19 protein-coding genes and 1 tRNA gene are annotated in these 24,819 nt (G+C 56.4%); 13 read left to right on the top strand and 7 right to left on the bottom strand.

Annotated elements, in window-relative coordinates:
• Positions 1-21: 21 nt before the first annotated feature.
• Positions 22-2,325 carry a photosystem I core protein PsaA gene (psaA, locus tag SIC18_RS04770; protein WP_048347878.1) on the bottom strand — a complete coding sequence of 768 codons (2,304 nt, stop codon included), beginning with the start codon at positions 2,323-2,325 and terminating at the stop codon, positions 22-24.
• A 406-nt stretch (positions 2,326-2,731) separates the two neighbouring features.
• On the opposite strand from psaA, the gene SIC18_RS04765 reads away from it, so the two are divergent.
• Together SIC18_RS04765 and cobJ are read left to right on the top strand one after the other, a co-directional pair.
• A complete protein-coding gene (locus SIC18_RS04765) occupies positions 2,732-4,126 on the top strand; it encodes a hypothetical protein (RefSeq protein WP_413430304.1) in 1,395 nt (464 codons plus the stop codon).
• Complete coding sequence (gene cobJ / locus SIC18_RS04760; protein WP_413430303.1) at positions 4,123-6,003, top strand: precorrin-3B C(17)-methyltransferase; 1,881 nt, start codon at positions 4,123-4,125, stop codon at positions 6,001-6,003. The genes SIC18_RS04765 and cobJ overlap by 4 nt, the downstream gene beginning before the upstream one ends.
• A gap of 15 nt (positions 6,004-6,018) precedes the next feature.
• Here cobJ and SIC18_RS04755 read toward each other — a convergent pair.
• Positions 6,019-6,092: transfer RNA gene (locus SIC18_RS04755), tRNA-Pro, on the bottom strand.
• Positions 6,093-6,119: 27 nt separating this feature from the next.
• On the opposite strand from SIC18_RS04755, the gene lipA reads away from it, so the two are divergent.
• Positions 6,120-6,989, top strand: a complete 870-nt coding sequence (gene lipA / locus SIC18_RS04750; protein ID WP_413430512.1) for a lipoyl synthase — start codon at positions 6,120-6,122, stop codon at positions 6,987-6,989.
• Positions 6,990-7,034: 45 nt separating this feature from the next.
• Here the strand turns inward: lipA and SIC18_RS04745 are convergent, their stop codons facing one another.
• Both SIC18_RS04745 and gltB read right to left on the bottom strand, forming a co-directional pair.
• Entirely contained in the window at positions 7,035-7,343 is a 309-nt protein-coding gene (locus SIC18_RS04745) for a YciI family protein (protein ID WP_413430302.1), read from the bottom strand.
• Between the two features lie 16 nt (positions 7,344-7,359).
• Entirely contained in the window at positions 7,360-11,958 is a 4,599-nt protein-coding gene (gene gltB, locus SIC18_RS04740) for a glutamate synthase large subunit (RefSeq protein ID WP_413430301.1), read from the bottom strand.
• A 102-nt stretch (positions 11,959-12,060) separates the two neighbouring features.
• On the opposite strand from gltB, the gene SIC18_RS04735 reads away from it, so the two are divergent.
• The 9 genes from SIC18_RS04735 (at position 12,061) to SIC18_RS04695 (ending at position 20,639) form a co-directional block, all read left to right on the top strand.
• Positions 12,061-13,785, top strand: coding sequence for a phosphodiester glycosidase family protein (locus SIC18_RS04735; protein WP_413430300.1), 1,725 nt, complete (start codon positions 12,061-12,063; stop codon positions 13,783-13,785).
• A gap of 22 nt (positions 13,786-13,807) precedes the next feature.
• Positions 13,808-14,134: an AIR synthase gene (locus SIC18_RS04730; protein WP_048347873.1), complete on the top strand. Its 327-nt coding sequence runs from the start codon at positions 13,808-13,810 to the stop codon at positions 14,132-14,134.
• Positions 14,135-14,210: 76 nt separating this feature from the next.
• Positions 14,211-14,585 carry a 30S ribosomal protein S12 gene (gene rpsL / locus SIC18_RS04725; RefSeq protein WP_048347872.1) on the top strand — a complete coding sequence of 125 codons (375 nt, stop codon included), beginning with the start codon at positions 14,211-14,213 and terminating at the stop codon, positions 14,583-14,585.
• Positions 14,586-14,635: 50 nt separating this feature from the next.
• The gene (gene rpsG / locus SIC18_RS04720; protein ID WP_048347871.1) at positions 14,636-15,106 is read left to right on the top strand and encodes a 30S ribosomal protein S7; all 471 of its coding nucleotides are present in this window, start codon (positions 14,636-14,638) and stop codon (positions 15,104-15,106) included.
• Positions 15,107-15,183: 77 nt separating this feature from the next.
• Positions 15,184-17,259, top strand: a complete 2,076-nt coding sequence (gene fusA / locus SIC18_RS04715; RefSeq protein ID WP_048347870.1) for an elongation factor G — start codon at positions 15,184-15,186, stop codon at positions 17,257-17,259.
• Positions 17,260-17,300: 41 nt separating this feature from the next.
• Positions 17,301-18,500 (top strand): elongation factor Tu, encoded by a 1,200-nt coding sequence (tuf, locus tag SIC18_RS04710; protein WP_048347869.1) that lies wholly within the window; start codon positions 17,301-17,303, stop codon positions 18,498-18,500.
• 154 nt (positions 18,501-18,654) lie between these two features.
• Complete coding sequence (rpsJ, locus tag SIC18_RS04705; RefSeq protein WP_006042265.1) at positions 18,655-18,975, top strand: 30S ribosomal protein S10; 321 nt, start codon at positions 18,655-18,657, stop codon at positions 18,973-18,975.
• Between the two features lie 57 nt (positions 18,976-19,032).
• Positions 19,033-19,695, top strand: a complete 663-nt coding sequence (locus SIC18_RS04700) for an LON peptidase substrate-binding domain-containing protein (protein ID WP_048347868.1) — start codon at positions 19,033-19,035, stop codon at positions 19,693-19,695.
• Positions 19,695-20,639: a methyltransferase domain-containing protein gene (locus SIC18_RS04695; RefSeq protein WP_048347867.1), complete on the top strand. Its 945-nt coding sequence runs from the start codon at positions 19,695-19,697 to the stop codon at positions 20,637-20,639. Before SIC18_RS04700 ends, SIC18_RS04695 begins: the two co-directional genes overlap by 1 nt.
• Positions 20,640-20,669: 30 nt before the next feature.
• Here the strand turns inward: SIC18_RS04695 and pheA are convergent, their stop codons facing one another.
• Positions 20,670-21,509 (bottom strand): prephenate dehydratase, encoded by an 840-nt coding sequence (gene pheA / locus SIC18_RS04690; RefSeq protein ID WP_048348456.1) that lies wholly within the window; start codon positions 21,507-21,509, stop codon positions 20,670-20,672.
• A gap of 31 nt (positions 21,510-21,540) precedes the next feature.
• Here pheA and SIC18_RS04685 point away from each other — a divergent pair, with 31 nt between their 5' ends.
• The gene (locus SIC18_RS04685; protein WP_048347866.1) at positions 21,541-22,116 is read left to right on the top strand and encodes a DUF1997 domain-containing protein; all 576 of its coding nucleotides are present in this window, start codon (positions 21,541-21,543) and stop codon (positions 22,114-22,116) included.
• On the opposite strand, the gene SIC18_RS04680 is transcribed toward SIC18_RS04685, so the two are convergent.
• Both SIC18_RS04680 and SIC18_RS04675 read right to left on the bottom strand, forming a co-directional pair.
• Positions 22,099-22,704 carry a ribonuclease HII gene (locus SIC18_RS04680; protein ID WP_048347865.1) on the bottom strand — a complete coding sequence of 202 codons (606 nt, stop codon included), beginning with the start codon at positions 22,702-22,704 and terminating at the stop codon, positions 22,099-22,101. The two genes, SIC18_RS04685 and SIC18_RS04680, sit on opposite strands and share 18 nt — an antisense overlap.
• 6 nt (positions 22,705-22,710) lie before the next feature.
• Complete coding sequence (locus SIC18_RS04675; RefSeq protein ID WP_250395158.1) at positions 22,711-24,717, bottom strand: Rne/Rng family ribonuclease; 2,007 nt, start codon at positions 24,715-24,717, stop codon at positions 22,711-22,713.
• Positions 24,718-24,819 lie beyond the last annotated feature (102 nt).

Here is a 24,819-nt window from a genome sequence, read left to right as displayed (position 1 = left end):
TAGAGGGAAAGGTCAGTGAGGTCAGCCGACCACAAGGATGTGGGCGTGGAAGAAGGCCCATGTGGTCGCGATGCCGCCCAAGAGGTAATGAGCGACACCCACGGCACGGCCCTGGGTGATTGAAAGTGCACGAGGCTGGATAGCAGGTGCCACCTTCAGCTTGTTGTGAGCCCAAACGATGGACTCAATCAGCTCTTGCCAGTAGCCGCGGCCACTAAACAAGAACATCAAACTGAAGGCCCAGACAAAGTGAGCACCAAGGAACATCAGGCCATAGGCACTGGTGTTTGAGCCATAGCTGTTGATCACCTGCGCGGCCTGAGCCCACAGGAAGTCACGCAGCCAGCCGTTGATGGTGATTGCACTGTTGGCAAAATTGCCATTGGTGATGTGCTGAACACTTCCATCAGCATTGACGGTTCCCCAAACGTCGCTCTGCATCTTCCAGCTGAAGTGGAAGATCACGACTGAGAGGGAGTTGTACATCCAGAACAGACCAAGGAATACGTGGTCCCAAGCAGACACCTGACAGGTGCCACCACGGCCTGGGCCGTCGCATGGGAAGCGGAAGCCCAAGTTTGCTTTGTCTGGAACGAGGCGGGAGCTGCGGGCATAAAGCACGCCCTTCAGAAGAATCAGCACAGTCACGTGAATCGTGAATGCGTGAATGTGGTGCACCATGAAATCAGCGGTGCCCAGAGGGATCGGGGCAGCAGCAACCTTGCCACCGATGGCGACAACGGAACCGTTGAAGACTTCGCTCACACCGGCAAGAGCGTTAGGAGCGGTGCTACCTGCAGCTCCTGCATGGATGTTCTGAATCCACTGCGCAAAAACCGGCTGAATCGAAATCGCCGAGTCGCTGAACATGTCTTGAGGACGACCCAGAGCACGCATCGTGTCGTTGTGCACATAGAGGCCGAAGCTGTGAGCACCGAGCCAGATGCACACCCAGTTCAGGTGGCTGATGATCGCATCACGTGCCTTGAGAACACGGTCAAGCACGTTGTCGACGTGCTGAGCGGGGTCGTAGTCGCGAATCATGGCGATGGCAGCGTGGGCTGCACCACCAACGATCAAGAAGCCACCAATCCACATGTGATGGGTGAACAAACCGATCTGAGTCGGGTAATCGACACCTATATACGGATACGGAGGCATCGCGTACATGTGCTGGGCAACGACGATACAAACTGAACCGCCCATTGCAAGGTTGACGGCCAGTTGGGCATGCCAGGAGTTCGTCATGAACTCGTAGATGCCTTTATGGCCATTACTTGCAGGGAAGAGCAGAGGATCACCCTGATGGGCTTCGTGGATCTCCTTAATAGAGTGACCGATGCCGTAATTGTTGCGGTACATATGACCAGCAACAATGAACATCACTGCAATCGCCAGATGGTGATGAGCGATGTCAGTCATCCACAGGCTTCCCGTTACTGGGTTGAGACCACCTTTAAAAGTCAGGAAATCGCTGTATGCGGCCCAATCTCCAGAGAAGAAGGCACCAATACCGGCGCCAAATCCTGGATAGAGCTGAGCGAGTAAATCCTGATTAAAGAATTCATGAGGCAGTGGAATATCCGCCACAGAAGCGATGGTCTTTCCATTAAGTACCAGCGGCTGGCCGGCATCAATAGCATCCATCAACTTGGTGGTGGGAGCCGAGACATGGATCAGGTGACCAGCCCATGACAGGGAACCCAGGCCGAATAGACCAGCCAGGTGGTGGTTCAACATGGCCTCGGCATCTTGGAACCACTCCAGCTTTGGAGCTGCCTTGTGGTAGTGGAAGACGCCTGCATTGAGCATGAGGCCGGCCATCACCAGAGCGCCGATTGCAAGAGACATCAACTGGGTTTCAGTTGTGATGCCCCAGGCACGCCACATGTGGAAGAGGCCTGAGGTGATCTGGATGCCTTGATGTCCGGCACCCATGTCACCGTTGAGAATTTCCTGACCGAACACCGGCCACACCACCTGAGCACTTGGCTTCACGTGGGTGGGATCGGCGAGCCAGCCGGAATAGTTGGAGAAGCGGGCTCCGTGGAAGAAGGCGCCGCTCAGCCAGATGAAGATCACGGCCAAGTGGCCGAAGTGAGCACTAAAAATCTTCCGAGAGACCTCTTGAAGGTCACTCGTGTGGCTATCGAAATCGTGAGCGTTGGCGTGGAGGTTCCAAACCCAGGTTGTGGTCTTGGGGCCTTTCGCAAGAGCTCTGTCGAAATGCCCGGGCTTACCGAACAGTTCAAAGGTCGCAGGGTTGTCGACCTTGACAAATTTGCTCTTGCGAGTGCTCCCACGCTCTGGTGGGCTTTTGGTCATCGAGTCGTTCCTCGAGGGACGGGATCGAGGTGGAGGGCCACCCCTCCGGCGAACGGGACAGTTCACCGGGGCCCCGGCCATAGCCATAAAGGCCGTAGCCGGGCGCCAGTTCAAGCCAGGAAAAACCTGACCATCACTGGAGCATTGGGCCCCAAAGAGGGGACCGCTGTTTGGAGCATAGAGTCGCGAGAGGGCCTAGGGCCTCATCGAGTTACAAAGGTTCAATCCGGCGGCGGACCAGTCTGCAACTGGTATCTGGTTTGCAGCTGGTGTCAGCGAGAGCCTGCCAATCAAGACAAAAAACTATCAACAACCCGCTTATTTTGTTTCTCTAATTAATACTCAGCCGGAGCTCTGGACCTAAGAAGAGGTGACATTCAGAATAGTGGAATCCCCTACCCGCTCTATGGATAAATCGGGCCGGCGACACGCAAACATCCGATGGTTCGCAGCTCTCATCGGACTGATCCTCCTCTTTGGCATGGGACAACCCGTGCTGGCGATTCCGTCGCTGCCTTGGGCCAATCAGCCCAACTCCAGGTCCGTTCCTAATCAAGGCAAAAATCTTCCTACCCAAAACCCATCAGGCCGTCTTCGAGAAGTGGAGCCACCTGGTGCGGTTCAACAGCTTCATCAAGCCTTAGCCAAGCATCATCCCCAGCTGTCGCTCATCAGTCCCTTGGATGGGAGCCAGCTCAAGGGCGGCCCACTCAATCTGGAATTAAAAATCGAGGATTGGCCCCTCGCTAACGACCGCGAACTCGGGCTCGGAGCCCACGTCGCGATTCAAATTGATGACCAAGCACCAGTCCGTCTAAGCGAGCGAAACGGAAACCGAGTCTCGCTTGAACTCCCCCCCTTGAGTCCTGGGAGCCACAGGTTCACGGCCTATGCGGCCTATCCCTGGGGAGAAGCCGTCAAAACCCCTGGAGCCAGCTTGCATTGGTCTTTAGATCAGCTGCGGCCCCTGATCGGCACGCAGCCAAAACGCGATGCCCCTTGGCTGGCGGTGGTAAGTCCGGCTGAGCTTGGGGGTGACACTCCTTTGCTGGTCGATTGGCTCGTATGGAATGCTCCCCTTCAAAACCTCAGAGCAGGAGATGCTCGCTGGCGCCTACGCATCACCGTTAACGAGGACAGCTTTGTGGTGGACCAGCAGGATGCCCTCTGGCTCCAGGGAATCGACAACCACAAAGGAATCAACACCGTTCAGATGGAGTTGCTGAATGGAATCGGTGAATCGCTCGAACCAGTGTTCAACAACCAATTAAGAGAGGTCCCTGAGCGGCAGAGCCCAAAACCGATCTGGCTGCAATCCAGCCTTAAAGACACGGAACTCGCCCGTTTGCTGGGTGAAACCAAGCCTGAAGACCCGAGCACAACTCAAGAGTTAGGGCCTAAAGAAGACATCCTTGAAGCGCAAGACGCCGAGAAGGCAGCTTCAAAGACGCAGGCCTTCAAGCAAGAGCCCTTAAAAGACAAGGATGAAAAGGCTCTGGACAGGGCAGCTGTGGAAGAAGACCTCGCTGAGCCCGAGGCTTTGAAGCCAAACACAACGAGACAGACGTCATTGCCAGAAGAAGGATTGCCAGAAAAGGGAGTGGACACAACAGAGGGAAGCATTTCAAAAGCAGGGACTCCTGCAGAACCGTCCCCTGAATCCAGCGAGCCGGTCGCCCCTGAAACCCCATCCCCATCAAGGCCGCCGATCATCAGCAAGGAACCGGAACGAATCTCTCCAACCAGCACCCTGGGAGGATCAGCCCGTGAGCTATTGAACCCCGATGGCACCCTGCGTTGACCTCCGAAACTTCTGCCCTGAACCACTCCTCTCCTCCACCTGCTGCCCGGCGATTGGCCCTAGGGCTGTCCTCAAATGCCTGGCCTTTGCTGCAAAGACTTCAGCAATCTGGCCTGACTGATCAACTGGCGCTCACGCCCGGAGCTGCCGCCGCCATTGCGGACCGAGACGGAACGTGTTTGGTGAACTCAGCTTCTCTATTGATCCAACAGCACTGGCAAGAGGGGGGAGTCCTGATGGTGATCGGAGCTACGGGTGCCGTCACCCGTTTAATTGCTCCACTCTTGACCGAGAAAGGAAGTGACCCTGCAGTCCTGGTGCTCGATGCAGAAGGGCAAAGAGTGATCCCATTGCTCGGAGGTCACCAAGCTGGTGCCGAACAATGGAGCCGGGAGGTCGCCGCCGCGCTTGGAGGAGAAGCGGTTCTGAGCGGAGACAGTGCTGTTTCGGGCCGGCTTGCAACCGATACGTTCGGACATGCTTGGGGATGGAAACGCGGTGGAGCAAGCGCCAACTGGACCCAACTGATGAAGGCCCAGGCGCGGGGAGAGGCGACCCGTCTCATCCAAACGATGGGGAGCAAGCTGTGGCAAAGCAGTTCGGCGGCTCGAGCCAGCAAGCTTCTAGGCCTGGATGCCGAGGCAGACCGTGCAATCCCAACTCTGGAGATCAGCACATCCATTGCCAATGAAGGGGCCTGCACATGGCATCCAGCACTGCTTTGGCTGGGCATTGGCTGCGAACGCGACACAAGCTTGAACCTTGTCCAGCGCGCAGTGCATAGCGCCCTCGCGGAGGCGGGCTTAGCCGAGGCCGCGGTTGCAGGGATCAGCAGCATTGACCGCAAAGGCGATGAACGGGCACTCCAAGAGCTTGCACAGCTTCATCATTGGCCCTTCAGGTTGCATACGGCAACAGCCCTGACCGCTGTGCCAGTGCCAACCCCATCCGAGGTGGTTGCTGCAGAAATGGGAACCGGATCGGTTGCAGAAGCCGCTGCATTACTGAGTGCCGGAGACAACGGACAACTCAAGCTGCACAAGCGGATCACCCACGCAAACGACGATGAACGCGGCGCCGTCACCGTGGCGATTGCCGAGAGCATCGAGGCCTATTCGCCTCAACAGGGAGAACTCCATCTCATCGGCAGTGGTCCAGGTGATCTAGCCCTCCTCACTCCTGAAGCCCGCAGTGCCCTAGAGCGCTGTCCTGCCTGGGTGGGATACGGGCTCTACCTCGACTTACTGGAACCGCTGCGCCGTCCGGATCAAATCCGGCTGGATGGGCAACTCACCATGGAAAGGGACCGCTGCCAGCAAGCTCTGAGTCTTGCTCGACAAGGTGTTCGCGTGGCGTTGGTGTCCTCTGGAGACAGCGGGATTTATGGAATGGCAGGACTCGCACTTGAGCTCTGGTTGGACCTACCAGAAGACGACCGACCTCGCTTTGCCGTGCATCCTGGAATCTCTGCTCTGCAGCTTGCAGCAGCAAAAGCCGGTGCACCACTCATGCATGACTTCTGCACCGTGAGTTTGAGCGATCGACTCACCCCATGGGAGGTGATTGAACGACGACTCAAAGGAGCTGCCAAGGGTGATTTCGTCGTTGCGCTCTACAACCCCCGATCTAAAGGACGTGATTGGCAGCTGCAACATGCCAAGACCATCCTTCTAGCGGAACGCCCTGCCTCCACACCTGTGGTGATAGCAAGGCAATTAGGTCGACAAGAGGAACACGTGTCGTTCTGCCGGCTCGACAGCTTGCCGGTAGAAAGCATTGACATGCTGACCGTACTGGTCATCGGCAACAGCAGCAGCAGACTGGAAGGGGGCCGAATGGTGACTCCGCGCGGCTATCCAGGCGCAGAACTCAGTTGAGCGAAACTCATAGAGTCGGGATGACAGGATTCGAACCTGCGGCCCCTTCGTCCCGAACGAAGTGCGCTACCAAGCTGCGCTACATCCCGTTGAGGCGACTTTAAGAGATGACGTCCATTCAGAAACCTGACTGGTTGCGCGTCAAAGCCCCCCAGCGCGAGCGCATTGGTGAGGTGGCCGACCTGCTGCTGGACCTCAAGCTGAACACCGTTTGCCAGGAGGCAAGCTGCCCGAACATCGGCGAATGCTTTGCCGGGGGGACCGCGACGTTCCTGATCATGGGGCCCGGATGCACCCGCGCCTGTCCCTACTGCGACATCGACTTCGACAAGAGCGTCCGCACCCTCGATCCAACCGAACCCCAACGGCTCGGGGAGGCGGTATCCCGGCTTGGGCTCAAACACGTTGTGATTACATCAGTGAACCGCGACGACCTCGATGACGGAGGTGCGTCTCAGTTCGTGGCCTGCATCGAGCAGGTGAAGCAACACTCGCCGCTCACCACGATTGAGCTTCTCATTCCCGATTTCTGCGGCAATTGGGATGCGCTAGCCACGGTGATGGAGGCATCACCCCATGTGCTTAATCACAACATTGAAACGGTGCCGCGGCTTTATCGCCAAGCACGTCCGCAGGGGGTTTACGAGCGCTCCCTTGAACTTCTCAAACGGGTTCGCGATGGCTGGCCACGGTCTTACAGCAAGTCGGGATTGATGGTGGGCCTCGGCGAAAGCGACTCGGAAGTGATCGAGGTGCTTAGCGATCTCAGAGCACACCGAGTTGACATCGTCACCATTGGCCAATATCTATCGCCAGGCCCCAAACACCTGCGCGTGGACCGGTTCGTCACTCCGGAGCAGTTCGAGGGCTACCGCCTCAAGGGCGAACGAGAACTTGGATTTCTCCAGGTGGTCAGCACTCCGCTCACGCGCAGCAGTTACCACGCAGGGGATGTGCAGAAACTCATGACCATTCATCCTCGCTGAACACACTTCAGCTCAACACCTAGAGGAGCAGTCACCAGGCCTGAACTAAGCCTGAAGACTTCCCTCCACCGGCTTCCATTCATGCAGCGTCCAGTCCACCAGGTTCCTAGCAATCATTGGATCTGCAGCGATGAACGCTTTTGCTGCCTCGTAGCTTTCGGCGCTGAAGACCAAGACACCTCCTCCACCGGGCTTGTGTTGATCATCCACAAGAAAACCACTAGCCATGGCAAACCCTGCGCGACGCTGAGCTTGAACCCAACGGCGATGGTCATCGCAATGCACGCGACGCTGGTCCGCTGACAACGATGTCATCGCTGCAGTAAACGTTTCTTGCTTGATAAACCAGGGCATACGGATTGCAAAGGGATCAGGCGGCAACCACCTCACGCGCCTCAAGCCCCATCGCCGCACGCTCACTTGGGGGCACCAACAACTTGAACGACGACTTGGCGTTGGCCCAATCCGAAAGCAACGCCTTGGCCTTCTCGCTGGATGTGGTGCTCACATGAGCCTCAAGGAGTGATTTCAGCAAGGACTCTTGTTCTTGGGTGGTGATGCTGACCACCTCAACGATTTCAGGATTCACGCGGGCCTGGACACCGCCCGCTTCATCCAACAGGAACGCCACACCCCCGGTCATACCGGCACCCACATTGCGACCGGTGCCTCCTAGCACCACAATCACGCCTCCGGTCATGTACTCGCAGCAGTGGTCACCTGCGCCTTCCACCACCGCATTCGCACCGCTGTTGCGAACGCCAAAGCGTTCTCCCGCCCGGCCATGGGCAAAAAGTTCACCACCGATGGCTCCATAAAGACAGGTGTTGCCAAGAATCACCTGATCGCCAGGATTGGCGACACCATCACCAGGAACAAGACTGATCCGACCACTGTTCATGCCCTTCCCGACGTAGTCGTTGGCTTCACCCTCCAAGCGCATGGTCATACCTTGCACGAGGAATGCCGCAAAGCTTTGGCCAGCAGCTCCGCGAAAGTTCAGATTCAACTGGCCCTTAAAGCCACGATTTCCATGGCGTTGGGCGATGTCTCCCGATAACCGAGCTCCGACGCTGCGATCGGTGTTGATGATCTCGATCTCGCGGCTGAGAGAGCCATGGTTCTCGACAGCATCCATGAAGTCGGCATCCGCCAGAAGATGGTCTTCAAGAATCGGACCATTTCCATGCGCGTTAGGGCTGTGGTTGAGCCAGGAGCGGTCGTTGGCGTCTCCCACTGGAGCCAACAAGCTGGAGAGATCCACGCATTTGGTCTTCTCAAGTTCAACGGAACGAGGCTGGAGAAGATCGCTGCGACCTATCAGATCTTCAAGACGAGCCACTCCCAAAACACTCATCAATTGACGCACCTCTTCCGCCACGTACCAGAAGAAATTCACCACGTGTTCGGGCACACCGGTGAAGCGTTTGCGAAGAGCTTCTTTCTGAGTGGCCACGCCTACGGGACAGTTATTCGTATGACAAACGCGAGCCATAATGCAGCCCTCAGCAATCATGGCCACAGATCCAAAGCCATACTCCTCTGCTCCGAGCAGGGCAGCGACAACAACATCCCAGCCCGTTTTGAGTCCACCGTCGGCTCGGAGTAAGACGCGATCACGCAATCCGTTCTCCAACAAAGACCGATGCACTTCGGTTAGGCCCAGCTCCCAGGGACTGCCAGCGTGCTTGATCGAGCTCAGCGGCGATGCACCCGTGCCGCCATCGTGACCAGAAATCTGGATCACATCGGCATTGGCTTTCGCGACACCTGCCGCAATCGTGCCGATCCCAATCTCAGCCACCAACTTCACACTGACAGGAGCTTTGGGATGCACCTGGTGTAAATCATGGATGAGCTGAGCAAGATCCTCGATGGAATAGATGTCGTGGTGGGGCGGAGGAGAAATCAGCGCCACTCCGGCCTTGCTATTGCGCAGCCCAGCGATGTACTCATCCACCTTTGGCCCAGGCAGTTGGCCGCCTTCACCAGGCTTAGCCCCCTGAGCCACCTTGATTTCAAGTTGCTTGCCGCTGCGTAAGTATTCCGCAGTCACACCAAACCGGCCGGAAGCAATCTGCTTGATCGCTGAGCAGGCTGTGTCACCATTTCTGAGCCCACCAATGCTGGGGAAAGACGATGATCGACCGTCTCCATCCACATCATTGAGAACCTGAAAACGAATCGGGTCCTCACCACCCTCACCGCTATTGCTCTTTCCGCCAATACGGTTCATGGCAACGGCCAACACCTCATGGGCTTCTCTTGAGAGAGCTCCCAGACTCATTCCTCCAGTACAAAAACGGCTACAGAGGCTTTCTGCACTCTCCACTTGATCCAGCGGCAAAGGCGTAGCCGCCAGCTTGAACTCAAGCAAATCGCGAAGAGCTGTGACCGGCCTGTTTTCCAACAGGGTTTTGTAGGTGGCGAAATGGTCGTATCCAGGGCCAGCTTTCACTGCACTGTGAAGAGCCTTCGACATCTCAGGGCTATTGAGGTGGTACTCACCGCCCGTGCGGTATTGCACAAAACCCATGAACTCAAGCTTGCTCCGATTCAGCTCAGGGAAAGCCTTGGCGTGTAATGAGAGCGTTTCATTCGCAAGCTCTGGAAGCGTCATCCCAGCAACTCGACTGGTCGTGCCGGCAAAAGCCTTTTGAATCACATCGGCCCCAAGACCGATGGCCTCAAAAATTTGAGCACCGTGATAGCTCGCCAGGAGCGAGATACCTATTTTGGAGAGAATCTTTCGAAGACCGTTCTCAAGCGACAAGCGCACATTCGCCTGGGCCTTGTCGGGATCCAAAGCTTGCAACTTGCCTTGTTCGATCCGCTTCTGCGTTTTGGGGTGAGCGAGCCAATGGCGTGTGGTCTCCCAGGTGAGCCATGGACAAACTGCGCTAGCGCCATAACCGATCAGGCAAGCCATGTGATGGGTACTCCAACACTGAGCGGTCTCCGAAACCAGCGAACAGTGAAGTCTCAATTTCTGACGCAAAAGGTGGTGGTGCACCGCTCCCACCGCCAACAGAGCCGGCATCGCCACAGTGGTGGCCATCAGCTCCGCAGGCTGTTCCTCAGCATTCACACGGTCTGACAGCACCAAAACCTCAGCGCCGTTTCGGACCTCCTCCTCCGCCTTCAAGCACAGTGCATCGACTGCTGACTGCAGTCCACTAGCGCAGGCCTCGACTGCAACCTGGGTGGAGAGGGATCGCACCACTAGCCCTTGGTCAGATAGAGCGATCAGCTCCGCCTCATTCAGCACTGGCGTGTCGAGGTGAATCAACGCCGCGGCCTCTGCCTGAGGCTTCACAGCTGGCCGCCTCCGCCCCAAGTGCATCTCCAAACTCATCACCAATTTCTCTCGCAGAGGATCAATCGGTGGATTGGTGACTTGAGCGAAGCGCTGCTTGAAATAGTCATACAGAAGATGGGGCTTGTCAGAGAGCACCGCCAATGGGATGTCATCTCCCATGCAGTAAGTGGGCTCCTTGCCAAGACCTGCCATGTCCTCAATCACAAGATCAAGGTCTTCTGCGGTGAAGCCCATCGCTGTCTGCAAGCGCAGCAAATCAAGCTCACTGATTTGACAATCCTGCCTCCAAGGTTGTGCCGAAACGGAGCGGCGATGCTGCGTCAACCAATCGCCATAGGGAAAACGTTGAGCCGCGTCTTCCTTCACCGCCCAATTGGTCAAGAGCTCTCCGCGCTCAAGATCAACGGCCACCATCTGACCTGGACCCAAGCGCCCTTTTTCAACAACAGTCTTTCCGCTGAGATCCACCACACCGGTTTCAGATCCCATGATCACGAACCCATCAGCCGTTGTGCACCAACGCGCAGGCCTTAGCCCGTTGCGATCCAAGGTCGCACCCACACGCTTCCCATCGGCAAACACCAACAACGCTGGGCCATCCCATGGCTCCTGAATCCCGGCATTGAATTCGTACATCGCCGTGACGTCAGGACGGCTTTCAAGGTCAGGCTGATTTCGGAAGGCTTCCGGCACCAACGTGATCAAACTGTCGGTGATAGAGCGTCCACTCCTCACCATCAGCTCAAGCGTGGCATCGAGATTGGCTGAGTCGCTGAAATCAGGGTTCACAACCGGTATCAAGTCGTTGGCAGCCTCACCCCATACGCCTTCCAGGCCAGCTTCTGATGCCTTAGCCCAGTTGAGATTGCCCAACAACGTATTGATTTCACCGTTGTGACCCAAGAGGCGCATGGGCTGCGCCAACGGCCAGCGGGGAAGCGTATTGGTGCTGAAACGGCGGTGGTACACCGCAAAACTGACAGCAAAGCGAGGGTCACGCAGATCGGCGTAGTACTGGGCGAGAACCTCGGAACGCACCATCCCCTTGTAGACAACGGTTCGACCACTCAGAGACGCGACGTAAAAGTCTCGAGCACCCTCGGCTCCAAATTCCTGGCGAACCCCGGCCCCAACACGACGGCGCAGGCGCAACAGCAAGGATTCCAGGGCATCCGTATCAACAGCCCCATGAACTAACCACTGTTGAATCACGGGTGCGGTCTCACGCGCAAGCGGACCAAGCACTGATGAATCGATCGGAACCTCACGCCATCCAACGGAGGTCAGGCCAAGGGCCTGCGCCTCTTGATCGCAGAATCGCTGAGCTTCAGCGCGGCGACTGGGATCTTTTGGCAGAAACATCATGCCCAAACCGTTGGCATTCGTGGCCTCTGGCCAAATCGCTCTCAAGTAGTCCCAAGGGATTTCGCACAGGATTCCTGCCCCATCTCCGGAATCACCATCGCCACCACAGCCACCCCTGTGCTCCATGCAACCCAAACCACGAAGGGCCTGCTGAAGCACCCAATGACTGCGCTCACCCTGAAGCTGTGCCAGAAAACCCACACCACATGCGTCCTTCTCCCCGGCAACCGCAGCAGGTGCACTGCTGTCGCAATAGGGCCAATCGGAACTGGTGAGTTGGGTCATAACCTGCAGTCGAGACGTACAACAGCAACGGCGTTCGCATTCCGTAGCTGGTTGAGCTACTTCGGATCCTAAGGATTGGCCCACCCCAGCTAGCGTCGAGCCATGGATGCAGCAATGCCACCTCCGCCGCCAGCACCCATTGCGGAGGTTCGCGTCACGGATCAATTCAGTGGAGATCGCCTAACGATTGGTGGCATCGACTCCTCCAGCTCGTGGTTATGGCAGGGCCAAGGAGCAACACAACCCAAGCGGCTCTGGCTGCCTCTTGATCTGCTTGTTGGGCAGATGGGATTTCAACGTCAATCCGAGATCAGCGGTGAACGGCTCGAGTGGTATGGATTTCAACTGCCTTTGAGCGGTGTGCAACAACGCACCATCGGGGATGAAGTCGCCCTCGATGTGCTGCCCTGGTTCAACGCGCTCGGGGTTCAAGTCAGCCGAACCAAAAACACTCTGAGGGTGGACCTTCCCCAACCCCAACTGAAAACGCTCAGACAAGGCAAAGGAAGCAGCGCGAATCGTCTTGTGATGGACCTCAGCGGGCCTGCCCTCGTTCAGCGCCAGGGCGACGATCTTCTTCTGCAAATAAAGGTAACGCCAGGGCAGGAAGGCCAATTGCGCAGGATTGGCTTGCAAACACGACAGGGGCTGGGCGGGCTGAAGCTGCTCGGCCAAGCCAGCAAGCTTTCAACCTTGACCCTTAAGGGACCATGGCGGGTCGTCCTGGACGGCGTTACCCCCACGAAGCCTGCGGCAAGACGGCGCCAATACCAAGCATTTCAGAGGGCGCTACTCGCCCCAGAGATGCAAGATCTGATCAAGAACGGATTGGTTCTCGATCAGCGCGTGGTTCAAGTTGGCGTCAAGCGCCTACAGCTCTACCGAGCGGGCGTTCAACACAACACCTCAACTCTGCTATTACGCCCGCTTGCCCCCAGCCATGCCCAACCCGGCTTGCGCTATCTCAATCAGTTGGCGCAACCTGCCAAAGCACTTGTGGCCGTGAATGGAGGTTTTTTTAACAGGGTTCGCCAACTCCCCCTTGGAGCTGTTCGTCTCGACAACACATGGCTTTCAGGCCCAATCCTCAACCGAGGTGCCATCGGCTGGGACCGCAACGGCCCCCTGATGTTTGGACGGCTGCAATTGATCCAGGAGATGACCGTGACTGGACGACGGCGATGGCCTCTCGGGATGCTGAACAGCGGCTATGTACAACGGGGATTGAGTCGCTACACCAGAGCCTGGGGCCCGACGTATCGCGCACTCAGTGGAGAAGAGCAGGCTTTGACACTCCGAGAAGGACGCGTCGATGCGGTGTACGACCAAGCTGCCCTCGTTCGCGGTGTTCCTTTGCCCTTAAAGGGAGACCTGATCGTTGCCCGTGGGGGAATCGCTCTCCCCGCGAGGGTTGGTGATGGAGTGACCATCAACACCCGGAGCTCAAACCCGTTGGGTGAACGCCCTCAAGTGCTTGGGGGAGGGCCCCTTCTTCTCCAGAAGGGCAAGGTTGTACTGAATGGCCGCCAGGAGGGCTTTAGTCCTGGCTTTCTTGCCGTGTCAGCACCCCGCACCGTTGTAGCTCAAGACAAGGAGCGAATTTGGCTCCTCACCGCAAAGGGCGCCAATGGCAGTGATCCCACCCTCCTGGAAACGAGCCTGGCGCTGAGACAACTCGAGCTCACGGACGCACTCAATCTCGACGGGGGAGGTTCCACCACCATGCTCGTCGCGAATACAACTGTGATGACGGGCCGGGGCATTACTCCGCGCGTACAAAACGGTCTGGGCTTTGTCAGTGAATCAACCAAGGTGCTGGCAAACTGAGCCCATACGCATCCGAATGGCTATGGGCGCCACGTTCTCCATCAGCGCCACCGCTGCGGCGGAACTCGGTCGTCAGGCTGCGGTCGCAGGGACACCAGGTGTGATGCACCTGGACTTGGTATCCGGAAGCTGTGAACAACACGTGATCCGCTTGCGACCTGGGCATCTCGCAGGAATTCCAATGGCACGAGCAGAAGGAGTCACACTGCACGCGCCGGAGGAGCAACTTCCTCTGTTGGAAGGTCTATGCCTGGATTACCGCGGTGACCTGAGTGGCGGTGGCTTTCTGATCAGCCCTCAGGACAACGTGCGTTGCTGTCTCTGCGGAAGCGCATTTTCTCGCTGTTAAGAAGAAAGGTCGGACGAACCAGTATGGTGACGGATTGTCGAACTAGGTCGGGTCTCCGGCCGCATCCCGACCGTCGATGCCAACCATCCAGCAACTAATCCGTCACGAGCGTCAGACCCTCAAGGCGAAAACAAAATCTCCTGCGCTTAAGGCTTGCCCGGAGCGAAGGGGCGTATGCACCCGCGTGTATACCTCCACACCGAAGAAGCCGAATTCGGCTCTACGCAAAGTGGCCCGTGTGCGCCTCACCTCAGGATTTGAGGTCACGGCATACATCGGTGGCATCGGCCATAACCTCCAAGAACACTCTGTGGTCCTCATTCGCGGAGGACGAGTTAAGGATCTTCCCGGTGTTCGCTACCACATCATTCGTGGAACCTTGGACACCGCTGGTGTCAAGGACCGCCGTCAATCCCGTTCGAAGTACGGCGCTAAGGCGCCTAAAGAGTGATCCACACTCCTTCTAATTTCCTCACCCTGTTTCTCCACTCCTAACGGTTCATGTCACGCCGTAACGCAGCAGTCAAACGTCCGATTCTCCCGGATCCACAATTCAACAATCGGCTCGCCACGATGATGGTGGCCCGGTTGATGAAGCATGGAAAAAAGTCCACCGCCCAACGCATCTTGTCGGATGCCTTTGGAATGATCGGTGAACGCACTGGTGGTGATCCCGTCGAACTGTTCGAAACGGCAGTCAAGAACGCCACTCCACTTGTAGAAGTTCGTGCACGGCGTGTTGGTGGTGCTACTTATCAAGTTCCGATGGAAGTGCGCCAAGAGAGGGGCACAGCAATGGCCCTGCGTTGGCTCGTCAATTTCTCAAGAGCACGTAATGGTCGCAGCATGGCCCAAAAGCTTGCTGGAGAATTAATGGATGCCGCGAATGAAGCGGGTAATGCCGTCCGCAAACGGGAAGAAACTCACAAGATGGCCGAAGCCAACAAAGCATTCGCCCACTATCGCTACTGATCTTCAGTCAACTTGATTAACCCAGGTTGACTTGTAGAGTCACATTCGCCTTTTAACGCCCCACCCCGGAGTATCCTGTGGCACGCGACTTTCCCCTGGAACGCGTCAGAAATATTGGTATTGCAGCCCATATTGACGCTGGCAAAACAACCACCACTGAGAGGATTCTGTTCTACTCCGGTGTCGTGCACAAGATTGGAGAGGTGCATGACGGCGCAGCCGTAACCGACTGGATGGCCCAAGAGCGTGAGCGTGGGATCACGATTACTGCCGCTGCTATTTCCACAAGCTGGAATGATCACCGGATTAATATCATTGATACTCCTGGTCACGTTGACTTCACCATCGAAGTTGAACGCTCCATGCGCGTGCTCGATGGAGTGATCGCAGTCTTTTGCGCTGTCGGCGGAGTGCAGCCGCAATCTGAAACGGTGTGGCGCCAAGCGGACCGTTATTCCGTGCCACGGATGGTGTTCGTCAACAAGATGGACCGCACTGGTGCCGATTTCCTGAAAGTTTTTGGCCAAATCAAGGATCGCCTCAAAGCCAATGCTGTACCCATTCAGCTTCCGATTGGAGCCGAAGGCGAACTCAGTGGAATCATCGATCTTGTCGAGAACAAAGCTCATATCTACAAGGATGATTTAGGCCAAGACATCGAAGTCACCGATGTTCCGGCCGACATGAAAGACGAGGTGGATCAATGGCGAAACGTTTTGATGGAAACGATTGCCGAAAACGATGAAGATCTCATCGAAAAGTTTTTAGAGTCAGGAGAACTTTCGAACTCCGAGCTAAAGCATGGGATCAGGACTGGTGTTCTAAAGCACAATTTGGTTCCCGTACTCTGCGGTTCAGCCTTTAAAAACAAGGGCGTGCAGCTCGTTCTCGATGCCGTTGTTGATTACCTTCCAGCGCCAATCGATGTTCCGCCAATTCAGGGCATTCTTCCGAACGGGAAAGAAGCTGTCCGTCCTTCCGACGACAGTGCTCCATTTAGTGCTCTTGCCTTCAAGGTGATGGCTGATCCTTACGGAAAGCTCACCTTTGTTCGCATGTATTCAGGCGTCCTTGAGAAAGGAAGCTACGTCTTGAATTCCACCAAAGACACGAAAGAGCGTATTTCTCGCCTCGTTGTGCTGAAAGCCGACGACCGCGAAGAAGTTGACGCACTACGAGCCGGTGATCTCGGAGCCGTTCTGGGTCTCAAGAACACAACCACTGGAGACACCCTCTGCGCAACAGATGATCCGATTGTTCTGGAAACTCTATTTGTGCCTGAGCCCGTGATCTCAGTTGCGGTGGAGCCCAAAACCAAGGGAGATATGGAAAAGCTCTCCAAAGCACTGGTGGCTTTGGCTGAAGAAGATCCCACCTTCCGTGTGCGAACCGATCAAGAGACGGGTCAGACCGTGATTGCGGGCATGGGCGAACTCCACCTTGAAATCCTGGTGGATCGCATGCTGCGCGAATTCAAAGTGGAAGCGAATATCGGCGCACCTCAGGTGTCTTACCGAGAAACCATTCGTGGTTCTTCCAAAGGAGAAGGGAAGTTCTCCCGTCAGACCGGTGGTAAAGGCCAATATGGTCATGTTGTAATCGAGATGGAGCCTGGAGAACCCGAATCTGGCTTTGAATTCATCAACAAAATTGTTGGAGGCGTTGTTCCTAAGGAATACATCAAGCCAGCCGAGCAAGGTATGAAAGAGACCTGCGAATCCGGAGTGATTGCTGGTTATCCCCTGATTGATGTCAAATGCACGATGGTCGATGGGTCCTACCACGATGTGGACTCGTCGGAGATGGCTTTCAAAATTGCGGGTTCTATGGCCTTCAAGGATGCGGTCAAGAAGTGCAATCCCGTGCTTCTTGAGCCGATGATGAAGGTCGAAGTCGAAATCCCCGAGGATTTCCTCGGATCGGTGATCGGCGACCTGTCCTCTCGCCGGGGACAGGTTGAGGGCCAGTCCGTCGACGACGGAACGTCTAAAGTCTCCTCCAAGGTGCCCTTGGCCGAGATGTTCGGCTATGCCACCGAACTCCGATCCATGACCCAGGGTCGGGGTATTTTCTCGATGGAGTTCAGTCACTACGAGGATGTTCCTCGCAATGTGGCCGAGGCCATCATCTCCAAGAATCAGGGCAATTCCTGATCTCTACACTTCCTTAATTCACCCCTAGATTCTTTACCAAAATGGCTCGCGAGAAGTTCGAAAGGAACAAGCCCCACGTCAACATCGGCACCATCGGCCACGTTGACCACGGCAAAACCACCCTCACCGCTGCGATCACTAATGTGCTCGCCAAGAAAGGTCAGGCCGAGGTTCAAGACTATGCCGACATTGACGGTGCTCCTGAGGAGCGCGAGCGCGGCATCACCATTAATACCGCTCACGTTGAGTACGAAACCGATACCCGCCACTACGCCCACGTTGACTGCCCTGGTCACGCGGACTATGTGAAAAACATGATTACAGGTGCGGCACAGATGGATGGCGCCATCCTTGTGTGTGCAGCCACCGATGGCCCGATGGCCCAAACCAAGGAGCACATCTTGCTCGCCAAGCAAGTTGGCGTTCCCGCCTTGGTTGTTGCTCTCAATAAGTGCGACATGGTTGATGATGAGGAAATCATCGAGCTGGTTGAACTCGAGATCCGCGAGCTGCTATCCAGCTACGACTTCCCTGGCGACGATATCCCTGTCGTTCAAGTCTCTGGTCTGAAAGCGATCGAGGGCGAAGCAGAATGGGAAGCCAAAATTGAAGAATTGATGGCAGCGGTGGATGCCAGTATTCCCGAACCAGAGCGTGAAGTTGATAAGCCATTCCTGATGGCGATCGAAGATGTGTTCTCGATCACTGGACGCGGAACTGTCGCTACCGGCCGTATCGAACGCGGCATCGTCAAGGTTGGCGAAGAAGTCGAAATCGTTGGCATTAAAGAGCCCCGCAAAACCACCGTTACCGGTGTGGAGATGTTCCGCAAACTGCTCGACGAGGGCATGGCTGGCGACAACGTGGGTCTGCTCCTTCGAGGCGTCCAAAAGGAAGACATCGAGCGCGGCATGGTGCTTGTGAAGCCCGGGTCCATCACTCCTCACACCAAGTTTGAGGGCCAGGTTTACGTGCTCAAGAAAGAAGAAGGCGGTCGCCACACACCTTTCTTTGCTGGCTATCGCCCGCAGTTCTACATCCGTACCACCGACGTGACTGGCCAGATCACCGCATTCACCGCGGAAGATGGCAGCAACGTTGAAATGGTGATGCCTGGAGACAACATCCAGATGACTGGTGAGTTGATCTGCCCAGTTGCCATGGAAAACGGCATGCGCTTCGCCATCCGCGAAGGTGGTCGCACCATCGGAGCTGGCGTGGTCTCCAAGATCATTGAATGATCTAGCGCTCCATTCCTGTTTAGGGACAGCCTGACTGCGGTGAGGCCGTCCCTTACAGTTCTTGAGTGGAAGAGCTTTAGAGTCTGAAGCTCTTCCTCACCGAACCTAGACAATCCATCCTCTCAGTCTCTTTTAGAGGCTTTCTTGCGCTTCCATGTCCACCGCAATCGCTCAGCAAAAGATCCGCATTCGTCTCAAGGCGTTTGACCGCCGCATGCTGGATCTGTCTTGCGACAAAATCATTGAAACTGCCGACAACACGGCAGCAACCGCTATCGGCCCTATCCCGTTGCCAACGAAGCGCAAAATTTACTGCGTTCTGCGCTCGCCCCACGTGGATAAGGATTCACGCGAGCACTTTGAAACCCGAACTCACCGACGCATCATTGATATCTACAGTCCCTCCGCTAAAACCATCGATGCTCTGATGAAGCTCGACCTCCCCAGTGGAGTCGACATCGAGGTCAAGCTCTGATCGACGCCCCATGCAACGATCAGCTGCCTAGTATTCGAGTCACTGCTTACAGGCTGCGTGGTTGATCTGTCCGTCAGAGAACTCCCTCTGTTCCCTCTGCCGGACGTCGTCCTCTTCCCCAGTGACGTGCTTCCACTGCATATCTTCGAGTCGCGCTACCGGATGATGTTGCAGAGCGTTCTAGAAACAGATCGTCGTTTTGGCGTCGTGCGTTGGGATCCAAACCAACAAACAATGGCCGCTGTTGGCTGTTGTGCCGAAGTCATTCAGCATCAAACCGGAGACGACGGGCGCAGCAACATCGTGACGCTTGGGCAACAGCGCTTTCGGGTGCTCAACGTCACCAGAGAGATGCCCTTTCGCACAGCAATGGTCAGCTGGATTGAAGATGAACCGGTCGACAATGCCAGCGAACTGGAGTCTTTAGCTGCAACCGTGACGCAAGCCTTGAAAGATGTTGTTGACCTGACCGGCAAACTGACCGACTCCAAATCCTCACTGCCTGACGACCTTCCAGACCTTCCTCGCGAGCTCTCCTTTTGGATTGGAGCGCATCTAGGAGGCCCAGTAGCCGATCAACAGCAGGATCTTTTAGAGCTCACCAGCACACGCACGCGCCTTGAGAAGGAGTTCGAAATGTTGGATGAAACCCGTCGTCAGCTCGCTGCTCGCACCGTTTTACGCGACACGCTGTCAAAGACAGATCCGAGCAACGGTTAATGCCTTCAACGACTGTTCTCATCTCAACAGCAGCGGGTTTACTGCTTTTATTTGGCATCTACCAACTTTGGAATCGTCGCAATCGCGCTTATCACTCCAGTGAAAGCGTTGCTGCCGCGTACGACGCCTGGACCGAAGACCAATTACTGGAATCCCTTTGGGGTGAGCACGTCCATCTAGGGCACTACGGTTCCCCAGCTCAGCCTCGAGATTTCAGGCAGGCCAAAGCCGACTTTGTTCATGAATTGGTCCGCTGGAGTGGCTTCGATCAATTACCGCCAGGATCCCGGGTCTTAGACGTGGGTTGCGGTATCGGAGGAAGCGCCAGGATCCTTTCCCGTGACTACGGTTTGGATGTATTGGGGATCAGCATCAGCCCAGCTCAGGTGAACAGGGCTACTCACCTAACACCCAACACCTTGTCCTGTCGCTTCGCAGTGATGGATGCCCTCAGCCTCCAACTTGATGATCAAAGCTTTGACGCCGTTTGGACTGTCGAAGCCGGCCCTCATATGCCCGACAAACAGCGGTTTGCCGACGAACTCCTGCGAGTCCTGAAACCTGGCGGTCGTCTGGCCGTTGCCGACTGGAACCGTCGCGATCCTGTTGATGGTGCCCTTGATCGGCGCGAACGCTGGGTGATGCACCAATTACTCACGCAATGGGCGCATCCCGAATTCGCCAGCATCCGAGGCTTTCGCCAGAACCTTGAAAGCAGCCCTCATCGTCGCGGCACGATCAGTACCGATGATTGGACAGACGCCACGTTGCCCTCTTGGAATGAATCGATCCTTGAGGGCATCCGCAGGCCCAATGCGATTCTCCGTCTTGGTCCAAAGGCCGTCCTGCAGGGCCTCCGTGAAACACCAACGCTGCTGTTAATGCGCTGGGCTTTTGCCCGAGGGATGATGCAGTTTGGAGTGTTTAAAACTGATCACCATTGAGATCACGTTGGTAAGACAACACTGCTGAAATCACTCCAGCACTGAACTTGGATAAGCCCCGAAGTGGAGAAGGTGTTCACACAGCGGCTTGAGGCTGATCGTGAGCCGTTTGAGCAAAGCTGCCGTTTGCTGCCCCGGCAACTCCACATCCACAAAAAACACGTACTCACCAAGCTCACGCTTTGAAGGACGCGATTCAATCCGGCTCATGTTGAGTCCGAGTTGGGCGATCGCTTCCAAAGCCTCAATCAAGGCCCCAGGAGCGTTTTGATGGAGTGAAAAAGCAAGACTGGCAACATCACCCTCGCAACTCACCTCACCGTTCTGAAGCAACAAGAAGCGGGTGCGGTTTCCAGGGACATCATTCACTGGATAGGCCAACTCCTGGAGTCCCTGCTGCCCCGCTAACGAGCGATCAGCAATGGCTGCTCTGAAGTGACTTCCTCGTACCATCCTGGCCGCTTCAGCGGTGGAGCTGGCAGGAAGTTGCACGGCCTGCGGTAGATGACGCGCCAACCAGCCACTGCATTGGGCAAGAGCCTGAGGATGGGATAAGACTTCCGAAATGCCGTCCAGAGACCCGCTACTCAGAAGCGCATGACGAATCGGTAGAACGACAGCGCGACGAATTCTCAAGTTCGAATAAGACCAGAGAGCGTCAAGGATTGCCGTGACCCCACCTTCAACGGAGTTCTCCACAGGCACCACGGCCGATTCGCAGCGACCATCGGCAACATGTTCCACCACAGAACGAAGCCCCAAACAAGCCACCAGCTCTGGTTTCTCGATCGCCTCAAGTCTCATGAGGCTGCGAGCAGCCCGCTCCCCATAGGTCCCCTCCGGCCCGAGAAAAGCCACACGCATCGGCATCGGATCAAGACACACATCGATCGATAGGATCATGCCGCGTCAGGACACGATCATGCCCCTGGCCTTTCGAGCCAGTCAGCATCTCGATCTACCCATCGCAGATGAGTCAGAACGTCTGCGCGCTTATTTGCATGAGCACGACCGCGTTGTCAAAGCATTGCTCGACCCCAGCCAGCTCACAGCCCTGGAACAGGGGCGCTACCGCTACACCGTGACAACGCTGAATGTCTTCCAACTGCATGTAAAGCCAGTGGTGTCGCTAGAAGTTGATGAAGTGAGCGGACGACTGCGTATTCGTGCTCTCGATGCAGACCTGGAGGGATTGGGGCTGGTAGATGACTTTCAACTGAGCCTTGAAGCCTTGCTTGAGGCAACTCCAACGGGACTGCAAGGGGAGGCGATGCTTAGCGTGGAAGTCAGCCAGCCACCCCTGCTACGCCTGATCCCCAAGCGAGTCTTGGAGAACACCGGGGAGTCCATCCTGAATGGAATTCTCCTCACAATCAAAGGCCGAGTCGGTCGTCAGCTGGTTGCTGATTTTGAGTCCTGGGCCAAAGATTGGGATACCACTCCAGCCAGTGAGTCCGCCCTACACGGTGGCGAATAGCTTCCTCAAGAACGAGTGTCGGTGCAGGGGGGTCGGGCCAGAGCTCAGTAGAGCTGCCCGATGTTGAGCGGTTCCATATCCGGCATGTCGTTCAAGTCCATAACCCGGAAAGCGAATGGAAAGCCGCCGAATCAAAGCGTCGCGCGCCTCTTTGGCCAACACACTCGCAGCGGCGATCGCAGCCTGGCTGCTGTCCCCGCGCACGATGGTGCGTTGAGAGCCCTCCCACAAACGCAAAGGGAGCACTCCATCCACCAAGACCAGCAGGGGGGGGCTGGGCAAGCGCTGAAGAGCACAGACCATGGCCTGCTCAGTCGCGCTGCGAATGCCGTAGTGATCAATCGCCCGCGCAGAGCTTTGACCCAACCCCCAAGCATGAGCATGAGCCTCAATCAGAGGGACCAGTGCAGCTCGTCGACTCGGTGATAACGCTTTGCTATCGGTGAGACCAGCCGCTTGCAAATGCACTGCGGCTTGATCGCTCAACACAACGGCCGCCGCAAAGACGGGCCCAAACAAGCAGCCACGACCCACTTCATCCACCCCAGCGATACCAAGGCCATCGCTGTTAAGCCTCGGATCTGACACGGCTCTCTAGTCGTTATCAGACGTCGCTGCAGACGAGCGACGACGACGGCGACCAGGCCTTGCTTCCGAGGTGTCAGCAGACTCAGCAGTGACTTCTGGCTCAGAACTAGCGACCGGTTCAGAGATTGAAACGGAGACAGCGTCAGAGACGGAAACAGCTTCAGGCTCGGGTGAGATCACCGGGAGTGGGGTCTCAATCAATGGGGTGATCTCCACAAGCAACGGCTGTGAAGGGTTGTCTGGCTCTAAGGGAGGGGCGACGGTCGTGGGTGCTGAATCATCTCCGCTACCTGACGCAGCGGGACGACCAGGACCAGAGCCTGGGCCACGACCATTTCCCCTCGGGCCACGGCGACGGCGGCGACCCGAGTTAGCCGACATTTGCTGTCGAGCCTGCTCGAGCACCTGCTCTGCGTCTTCGCCTGGACGAACAACGCGCACCATCAAGTTGTCCAGCTCCGGCTGACTATCCAGCAGTAAGGCTGGATTCAGACCAAGCCATCCATAGACCTGCTCTTCATCTTCATCCATAGGAACCGCAACCAATTCAGGGTCCTGACGTCGACTCACGCTTGCAGGCTCAATGGCAGCAGACGTCGATGTGCTTGCAACCTCCCCCTCTTCCAAGGGCGCATCGCTGCTGTCGGGAGAACCAGAAGCCGCCGCAACCTTACCTCGACCACCGCGACGACGGCGGCCATTCGAGGCCTCGCCAGACGCAGGAACTTCAGCACGGGCTGAAGCTGCGGAACGCACCAGCCCTGTGGCCGTGGCGAGAGGCTCCATCAGATCCTTACCTGGAAGCACTGCAACGTGGCCAAGCCCTCCGCAGCTGGGGCAGGCTCGCCCGAACAGCTCATAAATATTTTGGCCCTGACGCTTACGCGTCAACTCCACAAGACCGAGTTCCGTGAGCTGCGCAATTTGAGGGCGAGCGGAATCATCACGAATCGCGCTGGTGAAATGCTCCAGCAACTGCAACTGATCACGGCGGGAATCCATGTCGATGAAGTCGACGATGATCACCCCACCGATGTTGCGCAGACGCAACTGCCGCGCGATCTCAATGGCCGCCTCACAATTGGTCCAGAGCACCGTTTCCCTGGCATTCGCAGAGCGGGTGAACGACCCAGAGTTGACATCAATCACCGTGAGGGCCTCGGTGGGCTCGATGATCACGTAGCCACCGGAGGGGAGGTCCACCCTTGGCTTGAGGGCATCACGAATGGCCCCATTCACTTTGTAGTGCTCAAGCAACTCAGAGGGCTCGGGATGGGCCTCCACCGCGACGTGACCGCCTTCCTCTCCAAGGAAAGAGCGCACCCGCTCCACACCAGAGGGAGACTCCACCACCACACGCTCCAAATCCAAACCGGTGTGATCGCGAAGAATGCGATGAATAAAGTCCTCATCGCGATTGAGAAGCACCGGTGGGGCAGCCGTCTCAGCAGCTTTTTGAATGGCCTCCCACTGACGTAAAAGCGATTCGAGATCGTCAATCAGCAATTCTTCGCTGATTCCATCGGCTTCGGTACGAATCAACAGTCCCGCACCTGGGGGCTTCACCAACACACCAAGAGCACGCAACCGGTTCCGCTCTCCTTCTGAACCAATGCGCCGGGAGATATTGACCCCCTGACCGCTCGGTTGCAGCACGAGATAACGACCTGGCAGCGCCAGATTGCCTGTCAAGCGAGGTCCTTTGGTGCCCGTGGGCTCCTTCATCACCTGAACCAGCACCTTTTGGCGTGGTTCCAGCAGTTCTGTAATTCCAGCGGCACCTTTTTTAAGGCGCAAAGGGCCTAAGTCAGTGACATGTATGAAGCCATTTTTTTCGCTTTCACCAATGTTGACAAAAGCCGCATCAATCCCTGGGAGAACATTTTCAACGGTGCCCAAATAGACATCACCGATCTGATAACGCCCTTGGGCAACAATTAATTCATCAACGCGCTCATCTGTGAGAACTGCGGCAATGCGCAGTTGCTCAGCGATAACAATTTGTTGGGGCATAAACAATGACTGACGACGCCCGTCAGGATTGGAGCCCGATCAACAGCCAGCCGGCATGTCGCACGGGGTTGGAAGAATTCAAGTGACCGATTTGGTCTAAGT

Origin of the sequence: Synechococcus sp. Cu2B8-bc1011 (assembly GCF_047302735.1) — a bacterium.
Taxonomy (GTDB): Bacteria; Cyanobacteriota; Cyanobacteriia; order PCC-6307; family Cyanobiaceae; genus Synechococcus_C.
This window is presented reverse-complemented; position numbering and strand designations above follow the sequence as displayed.